Raw genomic sequence first — 19937 nt, forward strand, 5'->3', positions numbered from 1 at the left:
GTGCCCCTTGTCGAAAATATTATCTTCTTTTTTAACACGCCCTGCGGAATGTGGGTTTTATCTCTAAACTAGGCATAGAAAAATAGTGCTATGAACCAAACAATATCTGATAAAGTCCGTTGGACAACCTCAGACTTAGAATTACTTGCAACTGACGAATGGAAGCGCTATGAGATTATTGACGGAGAGCTATTTGTGACTAGAGCGCCTCACTGGAAACATCAAGGCACTGCGGGCAATATATGCTTAGAATTACAAATTTGGTCTCGCTCTAGTGGGCTAGGGGAAACCCGTCAAACTCCCGGCATAATTTTTACAGATGCCGATAATGTCATACCCGATCTAGTTTGGATTAGTCATGAGCGTTTAGCACAACTGCTAGATGACGAAGGGCATTTGAGAGGAGCGCCAGAACTCATTGTGGAAGTGCTTTCTCCTGGGACAACTAACGAACGTCGAGATCGAGAAGCCAAGCTAAAACTATACTCATCCACAGGAGTCCAAGAATATTGGATTGCAAATTGGCAATTACAGCAGCTAGAAGTATATCGCCGAGAAGCTGCCCAATTAAAACTGATTGCAACCTTGTTGGCTGATGACGAAATCACATCACCATTGTTACCAGGTTTCGGCGTTCCAGTTCAGCGTTTTTTTGTATAATTCTGGCGTAGGCGTAGCCCGCTGTAGGCATCGCTCATCAAACTCAGCTGCACCAACAAACTAGGCAAAAGGCAGAGCCAGTACGAACCCAAGTTAGAAAGTAAAAAATACTGCCAGATTTCTCAGAACACTCAGTTATAAATGACGTTTTTTTAAACCAAAGTGAGTCTCCCACAGAAACGCACGTTAACCCAGAATATTGCCGGGAGAAGAAGCAAACCCGCAATTGAGTAAGTCGGCGATCAAAATTCAATGTATGTGAAGAAATATAAACTTGAAGTAGGGTGTGTTACGCCGTAGGCTAATGCACCTTGAATTGTTGAGGTTCGTTAGGTGAAAAATTAACAGAACGCATACAAGCCAAAGGTCTTGAACCGGAGTAAATATTTTCAGTGTAGGATTATACAATAAACAAATAGGCAGATTTTACAACTAGTTAACAACAAAAGGCGATGGAGGCACAACAATTGTTGTGTCCTCACAAGTACTGTAATTAACTCAATTGAAAACTATTCTTACGATCCCCATAAAGTCTTAAAATATTGTTAATTTCAGGCAAACCTCTCGACCTTCAACTTACAAGTATCACCCCAAAATCACTATGGCTATCGGCTACGTCGCGCTTGTACTCCACGCACATCTGCCCTTCGTTCGTCACCCAGAAAGTGACTACGTGCTGGAGGAAGAATGGCTCTATGAAGCCATCACAGAAACCTACATCCCCTTATTGAAAGTATTTGAAGGCTTAAAGCGAGACGGTATCGACTTTAAAATCACGATGAGTATGACACCCCCTTTAGTGTCGATGCTTCGCGATCCTCTGCTTCAAGAACGCTACGAAGCACACTTAGCTCAACTAGAAGAACTTATAGCACTAGAAGCAGAACATAATGTTAACAACGGGCATCTTCGTTATTTAGCCGAACATTACGCGACTGAATTTAGCGAAGCGCGTCAGCTATGGGAACGCTACGGCGGGGACTTGGTGACAGCTTTTAAGAAGTTCCAAGACAGTAACAACCTGGAAATCATCACTTGCGGCGCTACACACGGCTATTTACCGTTGATGAAAATGTATCCGCAAGCAGTGTGGGCGCAAATTCAGGTAGCCTGCGAACATTATGAGCAAACCTTTGGACAAGCACCCAGAGGCATTTGGTTGCCGGAATGTGCCTACTATGAAGGTTTAGACCGGATGCTAGCCGATGCTGGGTTACGCTATTTCCTCACTGATGGACATGGCATTCTTTACGCCCGTCCCCGGCCGCGTTTTGGCACTTATGCGCCAATTTATACAGAAACTGGTGTTGCTGTCTTTGGTCGAGATCATGAATCTTCCCAACAGGTATGGTCTTCTGAGGTGGGCTATCCTGGGGCGGCGGAATATCGAGAATTTTACAAAGATTTGGGCTGGGAAGCAGAATATGAGTACATCAAGCCCTACATTATGCCCAATGGTCAGCGGAAAAATACGGGCATTAAGTATCACAAAATTACGGGTCGTGGCTTAGGTTTATCAGATAAGGCGCTCTACGATCCTTATTGGGCTAAAGAAAAGGCAGCAGAACACGCTGATAACTTTATGTATAACAGAGAGCGGCAATCTGAGCATCTCTATGGTATAATGCAACGCCCACCAATTATCGTTTCGCCTTATGATGCAGAGTTATTTGGACATTGGTGGTATGAAGGTCCTTGGTTCATCGATTACCTATTCCGCAAATCGTGGTATGACCAAAAAACATATCAAATGACCCATTTAGCAGACTATTTGCGAGATCAGCCAACTCAGCAAGTGTGTCGTCCTTCGCAGTCTAGTTGGGGTTTCAAGGGTTTCCACGAATATTGGTTGAATGAAACAAATGCGTGGATTTATCCACATTTGCACAAAGCTGCTGAACGGATGATTGAAATTTCGCACTTAGAACCAGAGGATGAGTTGGGGGAAAAAGCATTAAACCAAGCAGCGCGGGAATTGTTATTAGCACAATCTTCCGACTGGGCATTTATTATGCGGACGGGAACGATGGTACCCTATGCAGTTAGACGGACGCGATCGCACCTAATGCGGTTTAATAAGCTCTATGAAGACATTAAAGTTGGCAAAATTGATAGTGGTTGGCTGGAAAAAGTCGAGTTAATGGATAATATCTTCCCCGAAATCAACTATCGCGTCTACCGTCCGCTATAGTCTCACACAAATTAATCAACAGCAGTAGTAAGGTGGGCAATGCCCACCTTATATTATTAGCTAAAGGCTATCTGGATCAATATTTAATTCTCGGAGTTTAGCAGCTAATCTTTGCGCTTTCTCTTCTGCGGCTTGTCGTGCAGTTGCTTCCTCTTCATGAGTTAGCAGTGTTTGGCCCGTAGCTGGATTGTAAAAGCGCAGTTTTCCCGCCTCTAAACGCAATTCTAGCCCCAAAACTTCACTGGATAGGGATACTGTACCACCTGGCAAGATATTGGTTGCCACTGGGAAATAATTTCCATCAACCAACTGTAAACCCTGAAGTTGGGGATTGAGATAATCGCCTGTGGGGTCATATTGAAAATATTCACGCACTCCCAGAAAGGCGTAAATTCCTTTCTTTGCACCTTGGTCTTTGCTGCGGGTGGTTTTTGAGGTAATCTCTAGAACAAAATTTGGGATTTGATTATTTTCTTCCCAGGTTTTGTAAGAGCGTCTGTCACGGTTTTCCACTCCAAACACCACAAATACATCTGGAGCGACAACCGATTCTGGATAACCTTTTTCGTAATAAATAAATAGATTACCAGCGACGTATACATCTGGGTGATTTTGAAAATAAATTTCCAGCACAGTGGTAGCGTATACGAGACATTTACGCTGTAAATCACCTTCAGCCATCGGCTTACCGTCCTCATCTGGGTACTCAATCGGGGTAACGGGGATGTACTCTACTGAGGCTGTCATGGTCAGATACCTCAACTCAACTAGGGCTAGATTCAATAATATCGCTCAAAATTCTATCGCCATGACTGGGAGGCTGAGAAATCACGAGAAATTCGAGATTGCGATCGCTGCTTAGTCCGAGTTCCTGTCGTTCGGCACCCATAAAACGCTACCAGTGCCATCCACCGAGGTTCTACGGAATCAACCGATCTGCGCGTAGTTGCTCGAACAGGTCAAAAAACGACTCGTCCGTTTTTTGGTATATGGAGAAGCCGAGTTTGCGACTCTTCGACATATCGGTCATAACCTCAATGGGACGCCCAAGATCGAGATCGGTGTGCCATGCAGACGATAGACGGCTCAGATCCGCCTCGGCGAGGTCATGCTGCTTTGCGATCTCGCGCCAGACAGCACCTTCATTCACCATTTCGGCTTCGAGCGGGTGGATTGTGCCGTCGAAGCCGATGGGATCGATGCCGAACCAGTCAGCCAGCCGCCCCCATAACCATATCCAGCGGAAGATGTCGCCATTGACGACGTTAAACGCCTCGTTATGGGCCACTTCGGTCTTCGCCGCCCAGACTAGGTGCTTCGCCAGCACCCGCGCGTCGGTCATGTCGGAGATGCCCTTCCACTGCGCTTCAGAACCTGGCCAACGGAACGGGCGCCCGGTTTCCTTGCAGATCGCGGCATACACGGCCAGTGTCGTGCCGAGGTTCATCAAATTGCCGACCGCCTTTCCAATGACAGTGTGAGGGCGATGAATGCTCCAGGTGAAACCGTCACGGGCGGCGGCGGCATAGACCTCATCTTCCTGAGCATAATAAAAATTTTCGACGTCGAGCCGGGGATGCTCTTCGCGCAATGGAGTTTCTGGCAGCGATCCGCCCCTGGCGTATGCATCGAATGGCCCAAGATAGTGCTTGAGTCCGGTGACGAGGGCGACGTGCTGCACTGAGTCCTTCGGTGACAGAACATCCAGTATATTGCGAACCATCGTGCCGTTGACCCTGATGTTCTCGGCCTCGGTCGCATTACGCATCCACGTCGTGATGAAGATGTGCGTCGGGGCGATGTCTGACAGCGCAGTTTTCAGGCTAGCTAGATCGAGCAGATCGGCAGCAACAGGGCGTAACCCTTCCACCCCTTTTTTAAGATTTCGGGCCAATCCATAGGTCGTCCATCCATTCGCGATCAGTTCTCTCGCAAGATTGCTGCCAATGATGCCGCTCGCGCCTACAACTAAGGCTGTTCCATCCATGTCGTTTCTCCAGTACGGAAATTTTCTATAGCAATCCTATTTGAGTTGTAAAAATTATCGAACCGCCTTCGCGCTTCGCGTCTCGTAAAGAACCCGCCTACTAGTACAGCGCGGCCTCTCGTAGAGAACAGCGCCAAGAGAAGAAGGAAAGAAGTTCACGAATCATTTAGGACGGCTATATGTTACATCCAGATTTGGATATTATTGTACAAAATTTTTCCATATAACTACTCTTTAAAGGGTAATTATAGGGAAAAATTCCATATAATCCTTGGTGTTATGCAGAATTTTCTTTTTATGTACAACATCCTGAGAGTATTAAACGGAAAAATTCTGGATAAAATTACTTGGGGAAGTCGCCCAAAAAAGCTGCTGGCTGGAATATATGCAGAATGTTAATTGACATACATCAGTATGTTTAAAACACTAGTACCGCAAGGCGGAAGTCAAAATTCAAAAAGCTTAGAATATAGCCTTTTGAACGATTTGAAATAGTTGCTTTATTTACGCCGTACTGTACTAGTACATTACTTATTAATAGATTTTATTTAAACACTTATTCTTCTAGAAGTTATTTTTGAAAAAGGTCTATTTTGTTTATATTTTTAAAGCATTTACGCTCAAATACTAGCAGTTAAGCCCCAATTTTCTAGGCTTTGTGTAACTAACATTAAAAAAGACAGGCAACAAGCCTGTCCTATAAGTAATGATTTAGCAAAGAATTTAGAAATTCATCTCGGCAGCTTGAACTTTTTCAACCTGCTTCTTCTTCAGCACAAGCATAACTTGAGCCAACATTACAAGAGCGATGAACGCAATCATCCATTTAACTCTAGAAGCGTCTTGCAATACGATTTCTGCATCTATTTGACCGAATCCACCGACGTTCGGGTTGCTGGTCAAAGCATCACCAGTCTTAACTGCTTGCCCTTCGGAAACAAGCAAGTCTGGCCCTAAAGGAATCGTATCAACGACAACATCACCAGATTCAGGTTGGATGTTGACTAGATATTTAACGTTACCGTCTCCATCTTCCTCTTTGGCAATCTTGGTAATTGTGCCAGTAGCAGAAGCGTTGTAAACAGCGTTATTGCTCTTTTCGCCTGTGGGATAAACTTGTCCGCGTCCCCGATTACCACCTACGTGAACTGAATATTTACCGAAGTGGATGTTTTTGTCGGTTGCGGGGTTGGGAGAAAGAACTGGGAAGACGATTTCCTGATACTGTTCGCCAGGTAAAGGACCGACGATGACGACGTTATCTTTGTCTTCGCTGTAGGGTTGGTAGAAAGTGTCGCCAACTTCTTCTTTAAGTTCTTCGGAAAGACGGTCTTCAGGAGCAATCTTAAAGCCTTCAGGTAGCATCAGTACAGCACCGACGTTCAAGCCAACCTTAGAACCATCAGCACCAACTTGCTGGGCGCTTAGATCGTAGGGGATTTTCACCACAGCTTTGAATACAGTGTCAGGTAGCACCGATTGGGGAACTTCCACTTCTGTAACCTTGGCGGCTAGGTGACAGTTGGCACAAACAATTCGCCCTGTTGGTTCGCGGGGGGTTTCGGGATAGGTTTGCTGTGCCCAAAAGGGATAGGCGGCAGCTGATTGGGGAAGGGCTAGATCGCTGGTGAAGTAAAATGTCACAGTGGCGATCGCTATGAGCAATGTTTTTACAATCGCTCTAGCACTGCGAGTTAACCTCGCTGTTAGGAAAACATTTCTCATCTCTATAAGGGCGACAATTGAATTAGTCATTAGTCATTGGTCATTAGTCATTAGTCATTAAGCCCTGAACGAAGGACGAATGACTAAGGACTAAGAACAAAATTATTAACCCCACCAAGGTGCATCACCTGTGCGGAAGTCGGTTTCAGTCCAAGGGGTCAAAACGATTTTGTCGTCGTTTACAGTGGTATGGGCCAAAGGTAAAGACAGGGGTGCTGGGCCCCGAACAACCTTACCAGTTTCGTCATACTGGGAACCATGACAAGGACACTTGAATTTGTTCTCAGCAACGTTCCAGGGGACGACACAACCTAAGTGGGTGCAGATGGCGTTAATGCCATAATCTTTGATCGCCTCTTTGCTGTCTACCACAATATAGGTAGGATCTCCCTTTAGTCCTTGGACTAGGTTGCGATCGCCTGCATTCCGGTTTTCGAGAAATTTAGTGACGCTAACATCGTTACCTAGCTCATCTTTTGCCGTTACACCGCCACCTGCGCCACCTGCTGCTGGTGGAATAAAGTACTTGACAACGGGATACAATGCACCCAGAGCTACTCCAGTCACAGTCCCAAAAGTGAGCAGATTCATGAACTGACGACGCCCCATATCGGGCACGTCTGCTGATTCAGAAAATTGAGCCATAATCTACGCGCTCTTTGTGTATTTTGTTAAGCATTTTGACAAAAGTACTAGTACTTGAGCAACTCTTGTCTAAGTCGAAATGCTAGCGCTCACAACGATGCCATAATTCTTTGTTCCAAGATATAAAAAGCATCTTTTCTGTTAGCATTACATTTCTTTATATCCTTATCATACTGGAGTCACGGAACTTAACATCATAACTAAATGTAAAATCTGATTGAGAAAAGCTATGACAGGACAGGAATTACGTCAGATATTGCTTGAGAAGTGGGGATATTCTTATGATGTCCAGTTTCGGCGGGCACAGGGAAAGATATTTTTGCAAGTAATGTGGAAATATCTGGAGCAAGCTTCTTTTCCCTTGAGCGAGCAGGAGTACCAAGAACATCTCGATAGCATTGCCAATTATCTTCATGCCTTGGGTGGATCAACACAGGTACAAACTTTTATTGCTCAAACACGCGATCGCCCCCGACTCGGCAAAGCTGTTAGCATCCCTCTAGACTTGGGCGAACGCTCTTCGGAATGGATATTGTGACCCGCTATTGTATTAACATTAATAAATTTATAAGTAATTACAGTATTTTTTATTCAAAAATACCATAAAGTCCTGTACAATCCTTTTTACCTATTGGTAAGGTAAGAAAAAATACACGTTTTCAAGGAAAAAACAAATGGCTTTTATCTCAACATTTGAAATTCTTCTTAAGCCTCAACTTCCAAAGAGCATTACAACTACAAGACCTGAACTTAGCCCACTAGCGAGAACAGTTCTCCAGGGCTATTTCCTTACGATTGCCAATGTCACTAATGAACTCGTATCTCTGGCCCTTGTAGTTACAACCAGAACGCCCGGACTAGAGCCTGACAAAATTCTCACTCGTCTAGATACCACTGGTATAAATGGCCCTGTAAGCAGTGATTTTGACTCTATTGACCCTAAAGGAGAGATAAAAAAGTCACGCTTTACATTTCCCCTCAATGCTAATGATACAGGCTTATTTATTCTGCAACCGGATGCTACTAATGAGAAACTTGTAAAAGAGGCGAATTTTGAGTTGCGGGGTTATGTCGAGATATCCATTAGTTTAGTATCAACTCCTAAAACAACTCAGTTGCTAATCACTCCTGAACATCGAGGTACGTTTTTTGGCACAGAGAAAGCCGAGCTAGGTGAGATTGCTTATGCCTTGCCTCTTGCTAATGGGAAAAGTCTATTTGAGTTAAGAAAAGATAGTTAACTCTATTTGATAAGTACTAACCTAATGATGAACTCTGGCATACGTTAAAAATTCGTAATTCGTAATTACGTTATGGATAAAAATTTAGAACCCACCTGCCCATAACGATACGACCTTTAGAATTTGAGAACTCTAACTCGACGCTCAAATACTTCCTAATTTTGCGCTATGGGTTTAATTACGAATTACGAATTAATTGTTGATTTTATCAGCATAACCAATCATTTCCGCAATGCTTTGATTAGCGCTCTTCTATGACCGAGATAATTTTAGATTTTAGATTTTGGATTTTAGATTAAAATCTAACATCGTGAATCTAAAAAAGGTTTCAAGCCTCTCCGTAAACGGAGAGGAAAAATAAAATTTTCAATATATGTTGCAAAAGACCGAACTAAAATTTAGAAAGCTATCTAACAGTCAGGTAGCACTACATCCAAATCCTAAAGGAGTCATCCAATTTATTGGTAGCTTTATTTTTGGTTCTTTTCCTGCGTGGGCATATAAATATCTACATCAATATCTATTTGCTCAAGGATATTCACTGATTTTATACCGATTTCCTCTAAATCCAATTCAATTCAATCATTGGGAGGTTTCTTTTACCTTGCTCAAAGAGCAATATCTTCTTAAGACTGAGATTATCAAAGCCTTAAAAGAAGAGAATCAACCTGATGATATAAATACATATTCAAATCCCGCCAATTACTTGTGGCTTGGTCATAGCCTCGGATGTAAATATATTATTCTTTTGGAAATTTCGAGCAATGAACCAAAAAGGCGAATTGAGATTCTTCGGAAATGCTTAGACAAAAAATATGCTGATGAAGCCATTAAACAGATAGCTTCAATAGAATCTGTGCAGGAAATATCTAAAGGAGCTATAGACCACTTATTACCGACAACAGAATCGGTTAATCAGTTTTTCATTAAGGATCAGTCTTCTATCTTACTCGCACCTGAAATCAGTAACACAGTTAGAATTCTGAGATCGGGCTGGAGAATATCTAATTCTCTAGCCAATCCAAATCAGAAACAAACTGAATGTTTGATTCGATCTAGCCAAGAACTCTTTAATTTAACGGGTGTCATTTCTTTTAACTTGGATGATATAGCTGAAGATGACGTAGCATTCATGGTAGAACAGATTAAACACAAAGGTTTTCAACCCTATTTATATAAGGAGCTAGAAGGGTGGCATTTTCAACCGCTCAGTATTCACATTGAGGATTTAGGTCAGTCCATAGTACATTTCTTTGATGAACTTAAATCTCGACGATCTAATCGCTAAATGTTATTTTCCTGTCAGCTTCACTAGTCCAACACCGCCGAAATAAAGCGCTAAAACTGCTCCTGCTAAGAGACTTTGAGTCAAGGGGTCAGTAGAAGGCGTCAGGACGGCTCCTAAAACCACTGATCCCATAATTACGTAACGCCAACCAGAAACCATCCGTTCTGACGAGACAATGTTCAAATTACCGAGCAACAGTTGAATAATGGGAATTTGAAATGCTAAACCAGTGCTGAATAACAATAGCAGCACAAATTCAAAATATTTATCAATTGACCAAAGTTGTTCGACTACATCTGCTCCGTAGCTAATGAAAAATTTCAATGCGGCGGGGATAAGAAGTAAATAGGCAAATACTAAACCCGCTCCAAACAGCACACTCGAACCCAAAACCACAGGCCCCAGTAAACGGCGTTCGCGGCGAGTCAGTCCTGGAACCACAAACTGGATAATCTGGTAAAGAATGAAAGGACTAGTAAGTACGAAGCCAGTGTAGGCGGCAACTTTCAGGGAGACAAAGAAATATTCTCCAGGTGCAAGTTGGAGAAATTTTACTCCTTGCGCTGGAACCTCAAGTAACTGGACAATTGGCTTAACGGCAAAGAAACAGCCAATAATCCCCACTGCTACGGCAATCAACGAATAGAAAATTCGTTGCCGCAACTCTTCTAGGTGGTCGAAAAGGGACATTTCGATTTCACCAGGCAACTCATCAAGAGGATCGGTGTCTGAGTTGCCATATCCTTCTGGGTCGATGTTGGGAACGTTTACAGTATCTACGTCTTGTGAAGGCGTCACGTCGCTTCGCTCCGAATTAAAAATTCAAAATTCAAAATTAACAATACCCTAAATTTATTTATGGGCTTGTATCATCAGTGTTTGTCGGTCATCGACCATTTCGGTGACTCAGCATTCTTCATTATTTTATCTGGGGAATGCAGCGACTAAGATATGTTTTTGGGTGCTGTGGGTTTTTTGTCCTGTTTTTTGGGTTTGCATCTGCATAAGTTAGTAGGAAGCCATCTTGTAGGCAATGCCTAACCTAAAAAAAGGTGGAACCGATAATTTAGAAATCACGTCTCTGCGGCTAGTAGCGCTGCATAAATTCACACAACATCAACATTTAATACTCAGTTTTAAAAATCCGGTTCGTCAAGGTGGCATCTATACATATCGTAATCGGAAATTGTTAGCTGAGGTTGGGTATGAACCGGATAATTTGCATTGTCCTCATGGCATTGCCTGTTTATTTATACAATGTTGAGCTAGGCAATACTTCTAGTAGTGACGTAACAATTGTTAAAAACCAGTTTCCCACAATAGCTACGCTAATTGCTTACAGTACAAATGCTCAGTTACGCATTTTGCCGTGGCAAATATCGGCTAGAGATGACCAAACTGAAGATTGCCTTCGTTTTGGCACTTGCAAAGATTGATACTAATTCGTAATTCGTAATTCGTAATTACGGCAGCCCCATCATCAAAGAAAATTAATGGTAGTAGAATATCAACGTACAGTAGTGGTTACAGGAGCCTCAACAGGAATTGGTCAAGCCACTGCTTTGCTTTTAGACCAGTTGGGCTTCTCTGTTTTTGCTGGAGTGCGTCAAGATATTGATGCTCAAACACTTAAACAGAAAGGATCGCCAAGGCTGATTCCAATTTTTTTAGATGTTACTGATGCTGAATCGATCGCATCTGCGGTTGAGATGGTAACAAATGCAGTTGGTGGTGCGGGGATTTTAGGTTTAGTGAATAATGCCGGAATTGCTGTCCCTGGGCCGTTAGAATTATTAGCGATCGCTGAATTTCAACACCAAATGCAGGTTAATGTCACCGGACAATTAGCAGTGACACAAGCATTTCTAGGTCTTTTACGCCAAAGTCGGGGTCGAATTATCAATATGGGTTCCATTGCTGGTAGGAGTCCAACGCCGTTTTTGGGCGCTTATAATGCTTCTAAATTTGCTTTGGAAGCACTCACTGATGTGATGCGAATGGAGTTACAACCTTGGGGAATCTCGGTTTCAATTATTGAACCTGGTTCTATTGCGACCCCAATCTGGGAAAAGTCTCTTAGTCAATCTGAAGTAGCACAATACGATTTACCACAATCGGCACAAAATCTTTACGGTCAAGCGATGAATATTGTCCGCAAGAAAATGCAGATTCTCGCATCTAAGGGAATTTCTGCGGATATTGTCGCTCAAGTTGTTGTCCATGCGCTGACTGCAAAAAAACCCAAGACGCGCTATCTTGTTGGACAAGATGCCAAAATTGGAGCGCTGATCAAGCATATTTTGCCCGATCAGCTACATGACAAGATAATTTTATACTCAATGGGGCTGTAGATTACTGGTTGTCAATACTTCAGAGGTTGTCACTCTGAATGCAAAGGCTGTCATTAACAAAATCATGATTTTCATTGACAAAATCATGATTTTCATTAACAAAATCATGGTTTTCATTGACAAAATCATGGTTCTCATTAACAAAATCATGATTTTCATCAACAAAATCATGATTTTCATTACACCTCTTGCATAAATCAAAAATAAGAAAGAACCCCACCCCGCCAAAGCTACGCTTTGTCTCCCCTCCCGAAGAGCCTACGGTGTACACACAAGTGGAATTACCCCCCTTAATCCCCCCTTATAAAGGGGGGAAACAATAAATTTTGTTCCCTCCCCAATACATACGGGGAGGGTTAGGGTGGGGTAAAACCTTGGTTAATCAGCTATTTCAGACTTGTGTGTACACCGTAGCTTTTATAAGGGGAGGTTAGGGTGGGGTAAAACTGACGCGAAAAAGCAGGTGAGTAAACTATTTCAGACTTGTGTATACACCGTAGCTTGCCAAAGGGAGAGAAGGACTTGTGTGTACACCGTAGCCCGAAGAGCGGGGAGGGGTTGGGGGTGGGGTATTAGGGACTTTTGCAAGAGGTCTATTGACAAAATCATGCTGATTTAAGAACGAGAAGCAAAATTTAGTTAAAAAGTAACTCTGAACTCCAGTTGACTTAACCAATGTTTTTGCTAAAAGCCCTATGCTACAAGGATTGTAGATTATTTTTTGTAAAATTAACGAAAGCTCGTTAATAAATCAAGCTGAGATGAGTTCAAGAGAGCGACAAAACTGTACTTAACAGTACCTTTTTTTGTGTTGGATATTTTTAATATTCATAAGAGTACCTTATTTAATATTAGATATTTTTGTTATTTGTACTTATAGTAGTATTTTTGCTTACTTTAACTAAAACATCACCATTAATATGTGCTATATCGAACATAGATATAATCAATTATCCTGAATGCTGCTAGTTTAGTTAGTAGTTTGATTAAAATAAGGCATAAATATACCTAAAATCAATATATTTATCTAGTAAATTTTTGCATCCCCATTCCTGAGTGAACTTGATTAGTTATGCTCCTAGATTTAGAAAGATTTTATCAAGCTTGCAATCCGAGCAGACCTCTAATTATAGGAAACCCTAGCGATCGCAGGTACTATATCGATTTTGCTGCGGTGCGGGGTGGCAAAATTATCGAAGCTTTGCAGCGGACGATCGCTAAAATATCGCCGGATATCCCAACCTGTCAACTATTTACCGGACATCTCGGCTGTGGAAAATCAACGGAGTTGTTGCGCCTGAAAGCTGAGTTAGAAGCGCAACAATTTCATGTTGTTTATTTTGAGTCTACCCATGTCTTAGAAATGGCTGATGTGGATGTGACTGATATTTTGTTAGCGATCGCTGGACAGGTGAGTGAAAGTCTAGAAGCGATGAAAATTAGGCTCAAGCCTCGCTATTTTACCAAGTTGTTTGGTGAAGTTGTGGATTTCTTGCAGACGCCAATTGACGTTGGCGTAGAAGCAGAGTTGTCTGTAGGGATTGCTAAAATTACAGCTAAAACAAAAGAAAGTCCCCAATTGCGGCGGCGGTTAAGAGATTATCTAGAACCACGAACCGCAAATATTTTACAGTCAATTAATCAAGAATTACTAGAACCTGCCACCAAGGAACTGAAAGCCAGGGGTAAAAAAGGACTGGTGGTGATTGTTGATAACTTGGATCGAGTCGCAATTCGACCTTTACCATCGGGGCGATCGCTGCCAGAATATTTATTTATTCAGCGTGGCGAACAGTTACGCAAACTGAATTGTCATGTAGTCTACACTATTCCCCTAGCCCTGACTTTCTCCAACGATAGCGCCGAACTTCAGCATCGTTTGGGCGGTGGAGTTGCCCCAAAAATGTTACCGATGATACCTGTGCGTTTACGCTCTGGCGAGATTTTTCCGCAAGGGCTATCAATGATGCGGCAAATGGTGCTAGCTAGAGGTTTTCCAGACATTTTACCTAGCGATCGGTTAGGCTTAATTACAGAGGTGTTTGATAGTTTAGAAACCTTAGATCGATTATGCCTAATGAGTGGTGGTCATGTACGCGACTTACTAGGTTTACTGTTTGACTGTCTGCGAGAACAAGATCCACCCTTTGAGCGGGAATGTGTCGAACTGGTAATTCAAAGACAGCGGGATTACCGAACCAACGCTATCGACCCCCATGAGTGGGAACTAATCTTTCAGGTGGTGCAACAGCAACGAGTTAGAGGTGATATAGAATACCACACCCTCTTGCGAAGTCTATTTGTATTTGAATACCGCGATCATCAGGGAGCTTGGTTTGCCGTCAACCCAGTTTTAGCAGAGACGGAAAAATTTAAATCATGGTTGAACGACACGCACAAGTAGATATCAGAGCAGCTAACGAGCGGGCTTTGCGGAGTTTGGGGAGAGCAATTACCCTTTCTAGCGGTCAATTTTCTCTGGTTTTGGTGTGCTGCAATTATCGAGTTTTGCAAGAACTTATGCTGCAACGACTCGAAGAAATCTCTTCAGGAGTACACCACATTCAAAAGGTAATTCTGCCGCATAATGCCAGAAGTCTTTACACAAGTATTCATTTACAACTGCTAACCGAAGCTAATCCGCCATCGGCGTTGATGATTTTAGGTTTAGAGTCAGTAGATGGACTCGACGATTTACTGAGTTCTATTAATCATATTCGGGATGAATTTCGCAAACGCCACCCATTTCCGATGATTGTATGGGTGAACGAGGAAATATTGCAAAAGGTAGTCCGTTTAGCACCAGATTTTGCTAGTTGGGCGGCGACACCGATTCGGTTTGAAATGACAACTCAATCACTGCTGGAATTTCTGCAACAGGAAACTGACTCTTTATTTGCTACGGTGTTACCAAACGATGCTGCACCTGACTTTTCACCTCATGTAGAAAAGTTAACGCGAAACCTAACCCCCCAACCCCCTTCCCTAATAGGGAAGGGGGAGAATTCAAAGCCTCTCTCCTTGCAGGAGAGAGGTTTGGAGAGAGGTTTTTCAGATCGAGTGAAAAGTCAGAATGCTGCACAACACCAACCTCTTCAAGTTGCAAAGCATTATTCCACTGTCGAGCAAGTCTGGGAACATAGTTATGAACTCCACTTTGCCATTAGAGAGTTGCACAATCGTGGTATTACCTTAGAGCCAGAACTACACGCTAGTTTAGAATTTGTTTTTGGTCTAGATAATTATATTAGCGATCGCATCAATACAGGTTTAAGCCATTTTCAGCAAAGCTTGCAAGTTTGGCAGCAGTTGGCTGAGGCAGAGGGAGCAGCACTTCGGCTACGCTCAGTGACCGAGGAGCAGGGGAGCAGCACTTCTCTACGAGACGCTGCGCGTAGCTTGCTTCCACGAAGTGGTACGGCTACGCTCAGTGACCGAGGAGCAGGGGAGCAGGGGAGCGGGGGAGATGAGGGGGTATTTTCTTCATCTTCGCCTCCTAATCGCCCATCTCCCCTACTGCTGCGACAGGGAATTTTGCTGTTTTATATTGGGCTGTGTTATTGCCGTTTTGCAGAGCAAAATCAAACAGAAAACCGCCGCCATTGGTATACAGCTAAATCTTATTTTCAGCAATGCTTGCATATCTTGCAGGTGGCTGGGCGTTTGGATATAGTTGCTGGATTTATTAATCAACTCGCTGAGGTTTTGCAATATCTGCAAGAGTGGGAAGAATTGCAGACAGTTGCTCAAAAGTCTCTAGAGTTACATCAAACTTATGGTAGTCAAATTCAATTAGCTTGTGACTACGGTTTTCTGGCGCAAGTGGCTGTGCAGCAGTCGCGGTGGGTACAGGCGAGTATCTTAGCGCACGTATCACTGTTGAAATTAGGTGAAGCGCAAAAGCAGAACGACCCTTATAACTGCTTATTTCCATTATTATTGGCGCAAATTTACTATTTAGTGTTGGCGAAAGCACAGCGAAATGTCGGTGAGCTAGAAGTCGCTCGTGAATACTTAGATAAGGCGACAAAAGAACTGCCAGCAGCCTTAGAAAGCAGTGCCCATCAATACGATGCCCATCGTTATATTCGCTTATTGCGGAGACTGCGATCGCTCTACTTTGAAGAAGGGCGATATTTAGAAGCCTATTACATTCGACAGAAACGGCGTTCTGTTGAGCAACAGTACGGTTTTCGGGCTTTTATTGGTGCAGGGCGCTTGCAACCCCAAAGACAGGCGACAAACCCAGCATTAATGTCACCTTCTGGAAGTAGTAGCATTGCTTTAGAAATTGCGGCTTCTGGGCGAGAGCGTGATATTAATAACTTAATTGGCAGAATTAGCCGCGCCGATCAAAAATTGACGGTGATTCATGGTCAATCAGGGGTGGGTAAGAGTTCCACCGTTACCGCGGGTTTAGTTCCAGCACTGCAAACTCGAGCCATTGGCGATCAAATAGCCGTGCCTGTGGTACTGCAAGTTTATACCGATTGGGCACGGGAATTAGGGAAATCTTTAAGTGAAGCGATGTCTAGTGACGCATCGCTGGCGATTTACGCTGATATTAAGCTAGAAGCAGCCATTGAATCGGAGGCTTTGCCTTACTCTGACACACCGTTTACCATCGGTAGCATTTTACAACAACTCCAAGAAAATGCCGATCGCCATTTGATCACAGTTTTAATTTTTGACCAATTTGAAGAATTTTTCTTTGGTTATAGCGATCGCAATCAAAAGCAAGAGTTTGATAAATTTATTAGCGATTGTCTCAATATACCCTTTGTCAAAGTCATCCTTTCCTTGCGAGAAGATTATTTACATCGTCTATTAGACTTTAAACATCTTTCGGCACTGGAAGCGATTAATAATAATATTCTCGACAAGCATATTCGTTATCAGTTAAATAATTTTTCGCCGGAATATGCGAAAGCAATTATCCGAAAATTGACGGAGCGATCGCAGTTTAATTTAGAACCCGCTTTAATTGATGCCTTAATCGAAGATTTATCCACAGAATTTGGAGAAGTCCGCCCTATTGAATTACAAGTTGTAGGAGCGCAAATTCAAGATGAACGCATTACTACACTAGAAGAATATCAGCCATATAGACCGAACAAACTCATCGAACGATATATTAAAGAACTGATTAAAGACTGCGGCCCAGAAAATGAACGAGCCGCGTTACTTGTCTTATACTTATTAACAGATGAAAGTAACAACCGACCTTTTAAAACTCGTGCTGAATTAGCGTCGCAGCTATCAGAATTAGAAGATGCTGACAAATTAGAGTTAGTCTTAGAAATTTTAGTTAGCTCCGGTTTAGTGGTTCTCTTTCCTGATGTACCAGAACGCTATCAACTGATTCACGATTATTTAGTAGACTTGATTCGCTACCTGCAACAACAAGAATCGAGCTTACAGGTACAACTAAATCAATTGCGCTACAAAGTAGAACAAAGTAAAGCTGAGATTGAGCGACTGAAGAGCGAACTTAGTCAAAATAAGCAGCGTTCCAAATTGGTAGCTCCCCATCCCCAACAGGGATTAGACTTATTAACAGAATTGCGAGAATTACACAAGCGGGAAGAATTAAGTCAGTTAGAAATTGAGCAATTACGAGCTGAACTTAAAGAAAAAGAGTTAACAGCTAAACTTGCAGAAAGTCAAAAGAAACAAAGACTTAGTGAAGCTCAATTAAATCGTTCGCTGAAAATTGCTCTAACCGCTTCCGTTCTCGCCATCTTGGGATTAAGTGTTTCCATCGTGACAGCAGTAGATAGCGAAATTAAAACCCTCAGTGCATCCAGTGAAGCCCTCTTTGCCTCGCAAAAAGGTATTGATGCCTTAAAAGAAAGTTTAAAGGCAGGGAGGAAATTACAACAAACAGTCTGGGTAGATTCCTATACAAGAGAGCAAGTACAGACGGCACTTTATCAAGCTGTTTCAGGGGTCAGAGAATATAACCGCTTGGACGGGCATATATCTGGTGTAAATAGTGCTACATTCAGCCCCGACCGCTCTTTAATTGCCTCAGCTAGTGCGGATACTACAATCAAACTCTGGCTTCCCGATGGTAGCTTAGTTAAAACCTTGTCGGGGCATGAAGATGTAGTTAATAGCGTCAGTTTCAGCCCAGATAGTCAAATCGTTGCTTCCGCCAGTCAAGACAAGACGTTAAAACTTTGGAGTCGAGAGGGTCAACTGCTTGCTACCTTATTAGGGCATCAGGGTGTGGTGAATAGTGTGAGTTTCAGCCCAGATGGTCAGGTTATTGCTTCAGCGAGTACAGACAAAACAGTGAAACTGTGGAGTCGCGATGGTAAGCTGCTCAAAACTTTGCAGGGACATAATGGTGCAGTATTAAGTGTCGCTTGGTCAGCCGATGGTCAAACCTTAGCTTCTGGGAGTGCTGATAAGACGGTGAAACTGTGGAGTCGCGATGGTAAGCTGCTCAAAACCTTGCAGGGACATGAGGATGCAGTGAAAAGTGTAGCTTGGTCGCCCGATGGGAAAATAATTGCTTCTGCCAGTTTAGACCAGACAATCAAGCTGTGGAATCTGGACGGGAAGCTACTGCGAACTTTATCGGGGCACAGTGCTGGAGTTACCAGCGTCAGTTTTAGCCGCGATGGTAACACGATCGCTTCCGCAAGTACTGATGAGACAATCAAACTTTGGAGTTCTGAAGGTGTGTTGCTGGGAACCCTGAAGGGACATAACAATTGGGTTAACAGCGTCAGCTTCAGCCCAGATGGTCGCACCCTTGCTTCCGCCAGTCGGGACAAAACTATTAAACTTTGGCATTGGGACGATGTGTTACTGCGAAAGCCCAAAGCCGATAATGATGACTGGGTAACTAGCATCAGTTTTAGCCCAGGCGATCGCACCTTAGCAGCAGCAAGCCGAGACAAAACTGTAAAACTTTTCAGTCGAGACGGTCAACTACTCCGTATATTAACGGGGCATCAGGGTCAAGTTTGGGGTGTAGCTTGGTCGCCCGATGGTCAAGTAATTGCCTCAGCTAGTAAAGATAAAACAGTAAAACTTTGGAGTAGTGACGGTCAACTGCTCAATACCTTACAGAGTCATAATGATACCGTCTTGAGTGTAGCTTGGTCGCCCGATGGTCAAGTAATTGCCTCAGCTAGTAAAGATAAAACAGTAAAACTTTGGAGTAGCAACGGTAAACTACTTAACACCTTACAGGGACATCAAGAAGCGGTGAATTGGGTAAGTTTTAGTCCTGATGGCAAGTTGTTAGCCTCAGCCAGCGATGATAAAACCGTCAAAATCTGGAGTTTAGATGGTAAATTACTATACACATTAACTGGTCATAGCCGTCGGGTAAATGGGGTTGCTTGGTCGCCTGATGGCCAAAGCATTGCCTCAGTTAGTATTGATAGTACAGTGAAGATTTGGAATCGAGACGGTAATTTGCTAGATAATCTCACGGGCGATGGCGATAGTTTTATCAGTGTCAGTTTTAGCCCCGATGGCAAGACTCTGGCAGCTAGCAGTGATGACAAGGTGAGGATTTGGAACCGAGAAGGAACGTTGCTGATAGCTTTGAAAGGCGATAAAGATGAGTTAACCAGCGTTAGTTTCAGCCATGACGGCAAGACTCTGGCTGCGGGTAGTGGCAATGGCACAGTAATTTTCCGAGATTTAGCAGATATCCAACTGGATAAATTACTGGCGCAGGGTTGCGATTTGCTACATGATTATTTGCAGACTAACCAGAAGGTAATTAAGAGCGATCGCGCTTTATGTTTTGGTAGGTGATGCACAAGAATTATAAAAGGCAATATCGAGCAATAATCACAGAAAATCCTAGCTGTAATGAGTCAAT

General features: G+C 43.1%; 16 protein-coding genes. 9 read left to right on the top strand and 7 right to left on the bottom strand.

Annotated elements, in window-relative coordinates:
- Positions 1-90 precede the first annotated feature (90 nt).
- On the top strand, positions 91-660 hold the full coding sequence (locus tag HWQ43_RS13015; protein WP_292733945.1) for a Uma2 family endonuclease: 570 nt from the start codon (positions 91-93) through the stop codon (positions 658-660).
- Positions 661-1261: 601 nt separating this feature from the next.
- Positions 1262-2851: a glycoside hydrolase family 57 protein gene (locus HWQ43_RS13020; protein WP_292733947.1), complete on the top strand. Its 1590-nt coding sequence runs from the start codon at positions 1262-1264 to the stop codon at positions 2849-2851.
- Between the two features lie 60 nt (positions 2852-2911).
- On the opposite strand, the gene HWQ43_RS13025 is transcribed toward HWQ43_RS13020, so the two are convergent.
- From HWQ43_RS13025 to petC, 5 genes are all read right to left on the bottom strand, one after another.
- Positions 2912-3598, bottom strand: coding sequence for a Uma2 family endonuclease (locus tag HWQ43_RS13025; RefSeq protein ID WP_292733950.1), 687 nt, complete (start codon positions 3596-3598; stop codon positions 2912-2914).
- Between the two features lie 16 nt (positions 3599-3614).
- Positions 3615-3740 (bottom strand): hypothetical protein, encoded by a 126-nt coding sequence (locus HWQ43_RS13030; RefSeq protein ID WP_292733953.1) that lies wholly within the window; start codon positions 3738-3740, stop codon positions 3615-3617.
- Positions 3741-3770: 30 nt separating this feature from the next.
- Complete coding sequence (locus tag HWQ43_RS13035; RefSeq protein WP_292733956.1) at positions 3771-4838, bottom strand: SDR family oxidoreductase; 1068 nt, start codon at positions 4836-4838, stop codon at positions 3771-3773.
- A 723-nt stretch (positions 4839-5561) separates the two neighbouring features.
- The gene (petA, locus tag HWQ43_RS13040; RefSeq protein ID WP_292734102.1) at positions 5562-6563 is read right to left on the bottom strand and encodes a cytochrome f; all 1002 of its coding nucleotides are present in this window, start codon (positions 6561-6563) and stop codon (positions 5562-5564) included.
- 105 nt (positions 6564-6668) lie between these two features.
- Complete coding sequence (gene petC / locus HWQ43_RS13045) at positions 6669-7208, bottom strand: cytochrome b6-f complex iron-sulfur subunit (protein ID WP_292733959.1); 540 nt, start codon at positions 7206-7208, stop codon at positions 6669-6671.
- Between the two features lie 229 nt (positions 7209-7437).
- Between petC and HWQ43_RS13050 the strand changes: the two genes are divergently transcribed.
- From HWQ43_RS13050 to HWQ43_RS13060, 3 genes are all read left to right on the top strand, one after another.
- The gene (locus tag HWQ43_RS13050) at positions 7438-7746 is read left to right on the top strand and encodes a DUF3067 family protein (protein ID WP_099102870.1); all 309 of its coding nucleotides are present in this window, start codon (positions 7438-7440) and stop codon (positions 7744-7746) included.
- A 136-nt stretch (positions 7747-7882) separates the two neighbouring features.
- Complete coding sequence (locus tag HWQ43_RS13055) at positions 7883-8449, top strand: hypothetical protein (protein ID WP_292733963.1); 567 nt, start codon at positions 7883-7885, stop codon at positions 8447-8449.
- 373 nt (positions 8450-8822) lie between these two features.
- On the top strand, positions 8823-9737 hold the full coding sequence (locus tag HWQ43_RS13060) for a DUF1350 family protein (protein ID WP_292733966.1): 915 nt from the start codon (positions 8823-8825) through the stop codon (positions 9735-9737).
- A gap of 3 nt (positions 9738-9740) precedes the next feature.
- On the opposite strand, the gene tatC is transcribed toward HWQ43_RS13060, so the two are convergent.
- Positions 9741-10535, bottom strand: a complete 795-nt coding sequence (gene tatC, locus HWQ43_RS13065; RefSeq protein WP_292733969.1) for a twin-arginine translocase subunit TatC — start codon at positions 10533-10535, stop codon at positions 9741-9743.
- Between the two features lie 407 nt (positions 10536-10942).
- On the opposite strand from tatC, the gene HWQ43_RS13070 reads away from it, so the two are divergent.
- A complete protein-coding gene (locus tag HWQ43_RS13070) occupies positions 10943-11173 on the top strand; it encodes a hypothetical protein (RefSeq protein WP_180277597.1) in 231 nt (76 codons plus the stop codon).
- A gap of 57 nt (positions 11174-11230) precedes the next feature.
- Positions 11231-12088 (top strand): SDR family oxidoreductase, encoded by an 858-nt coding sequence (locus HWQ43_RS13075; RefSeq protein ID WP_292733975.1) that lies wholly within the window; start codon positions 11231-11233, stop codon positions 12086-12088.
- A 19-nt stretch (positions 12089-12107) separates the two neighbouring features.
- Here HWQ43_RS13075 and HWQ43_RS13080 read toward each other — a convergent pair whose 3' ends face one another.
- The gene (locus tag HWQ43_RS13080) at positions 12108-12359 is read right to left on the bottom strand and encodes a hypothetical protein (protein WP_292733979.1); all 252 of its coding nucleotides are present in this window, start codon (positions 12357-12359) and stop codon (positions 12108-12110) included.
- A gap of 801 nt (positions 12360-13160) precedes the next feature.
- On the opposite strand from HWQ43_RS13080, the gene HWQ43_RS13085 reads away from it, so the two are divergent.
- Positions 13161-14492, top strand: coding sequence for a P-loop NTPase fold protein (locus tag HWQ43_RS13085; RefSeq protein ID WP_292733982.1), 1332 nt, complete (start codon positions 13161-13163; stop codon positions 14490-14492).
- The gene (locus HWQ43_RS13090; RefSeq protein ID WP_292733985.1) at positions 14468-19870 is read left to right on the top strand and encodes a hypothetical protein; all 5403 of its coding nucleotides are present in this window, start codon (positions 14468-14470) and stop codon (positions 19868-19870) included. The genes HWQ43_RS13085 and HWQ43_RS13090 overlap by 25 nt, the downstream gene beginning before the upstream one ends.
- Positions 19871-19937 lie beyond the last annotated feature (67 nt).

Origin of the sequence: Nostoc sp. JL31 (genome assembly GCF_017114965.1) — a bacterium.
Classification (GTDB): domain Bacteria; phylum Cyanobacteriota; class Cyanobacteriia; order Cyanobacteriales; family Nostocaceae; genus Nostoc; species Nostoc punctiforme_A.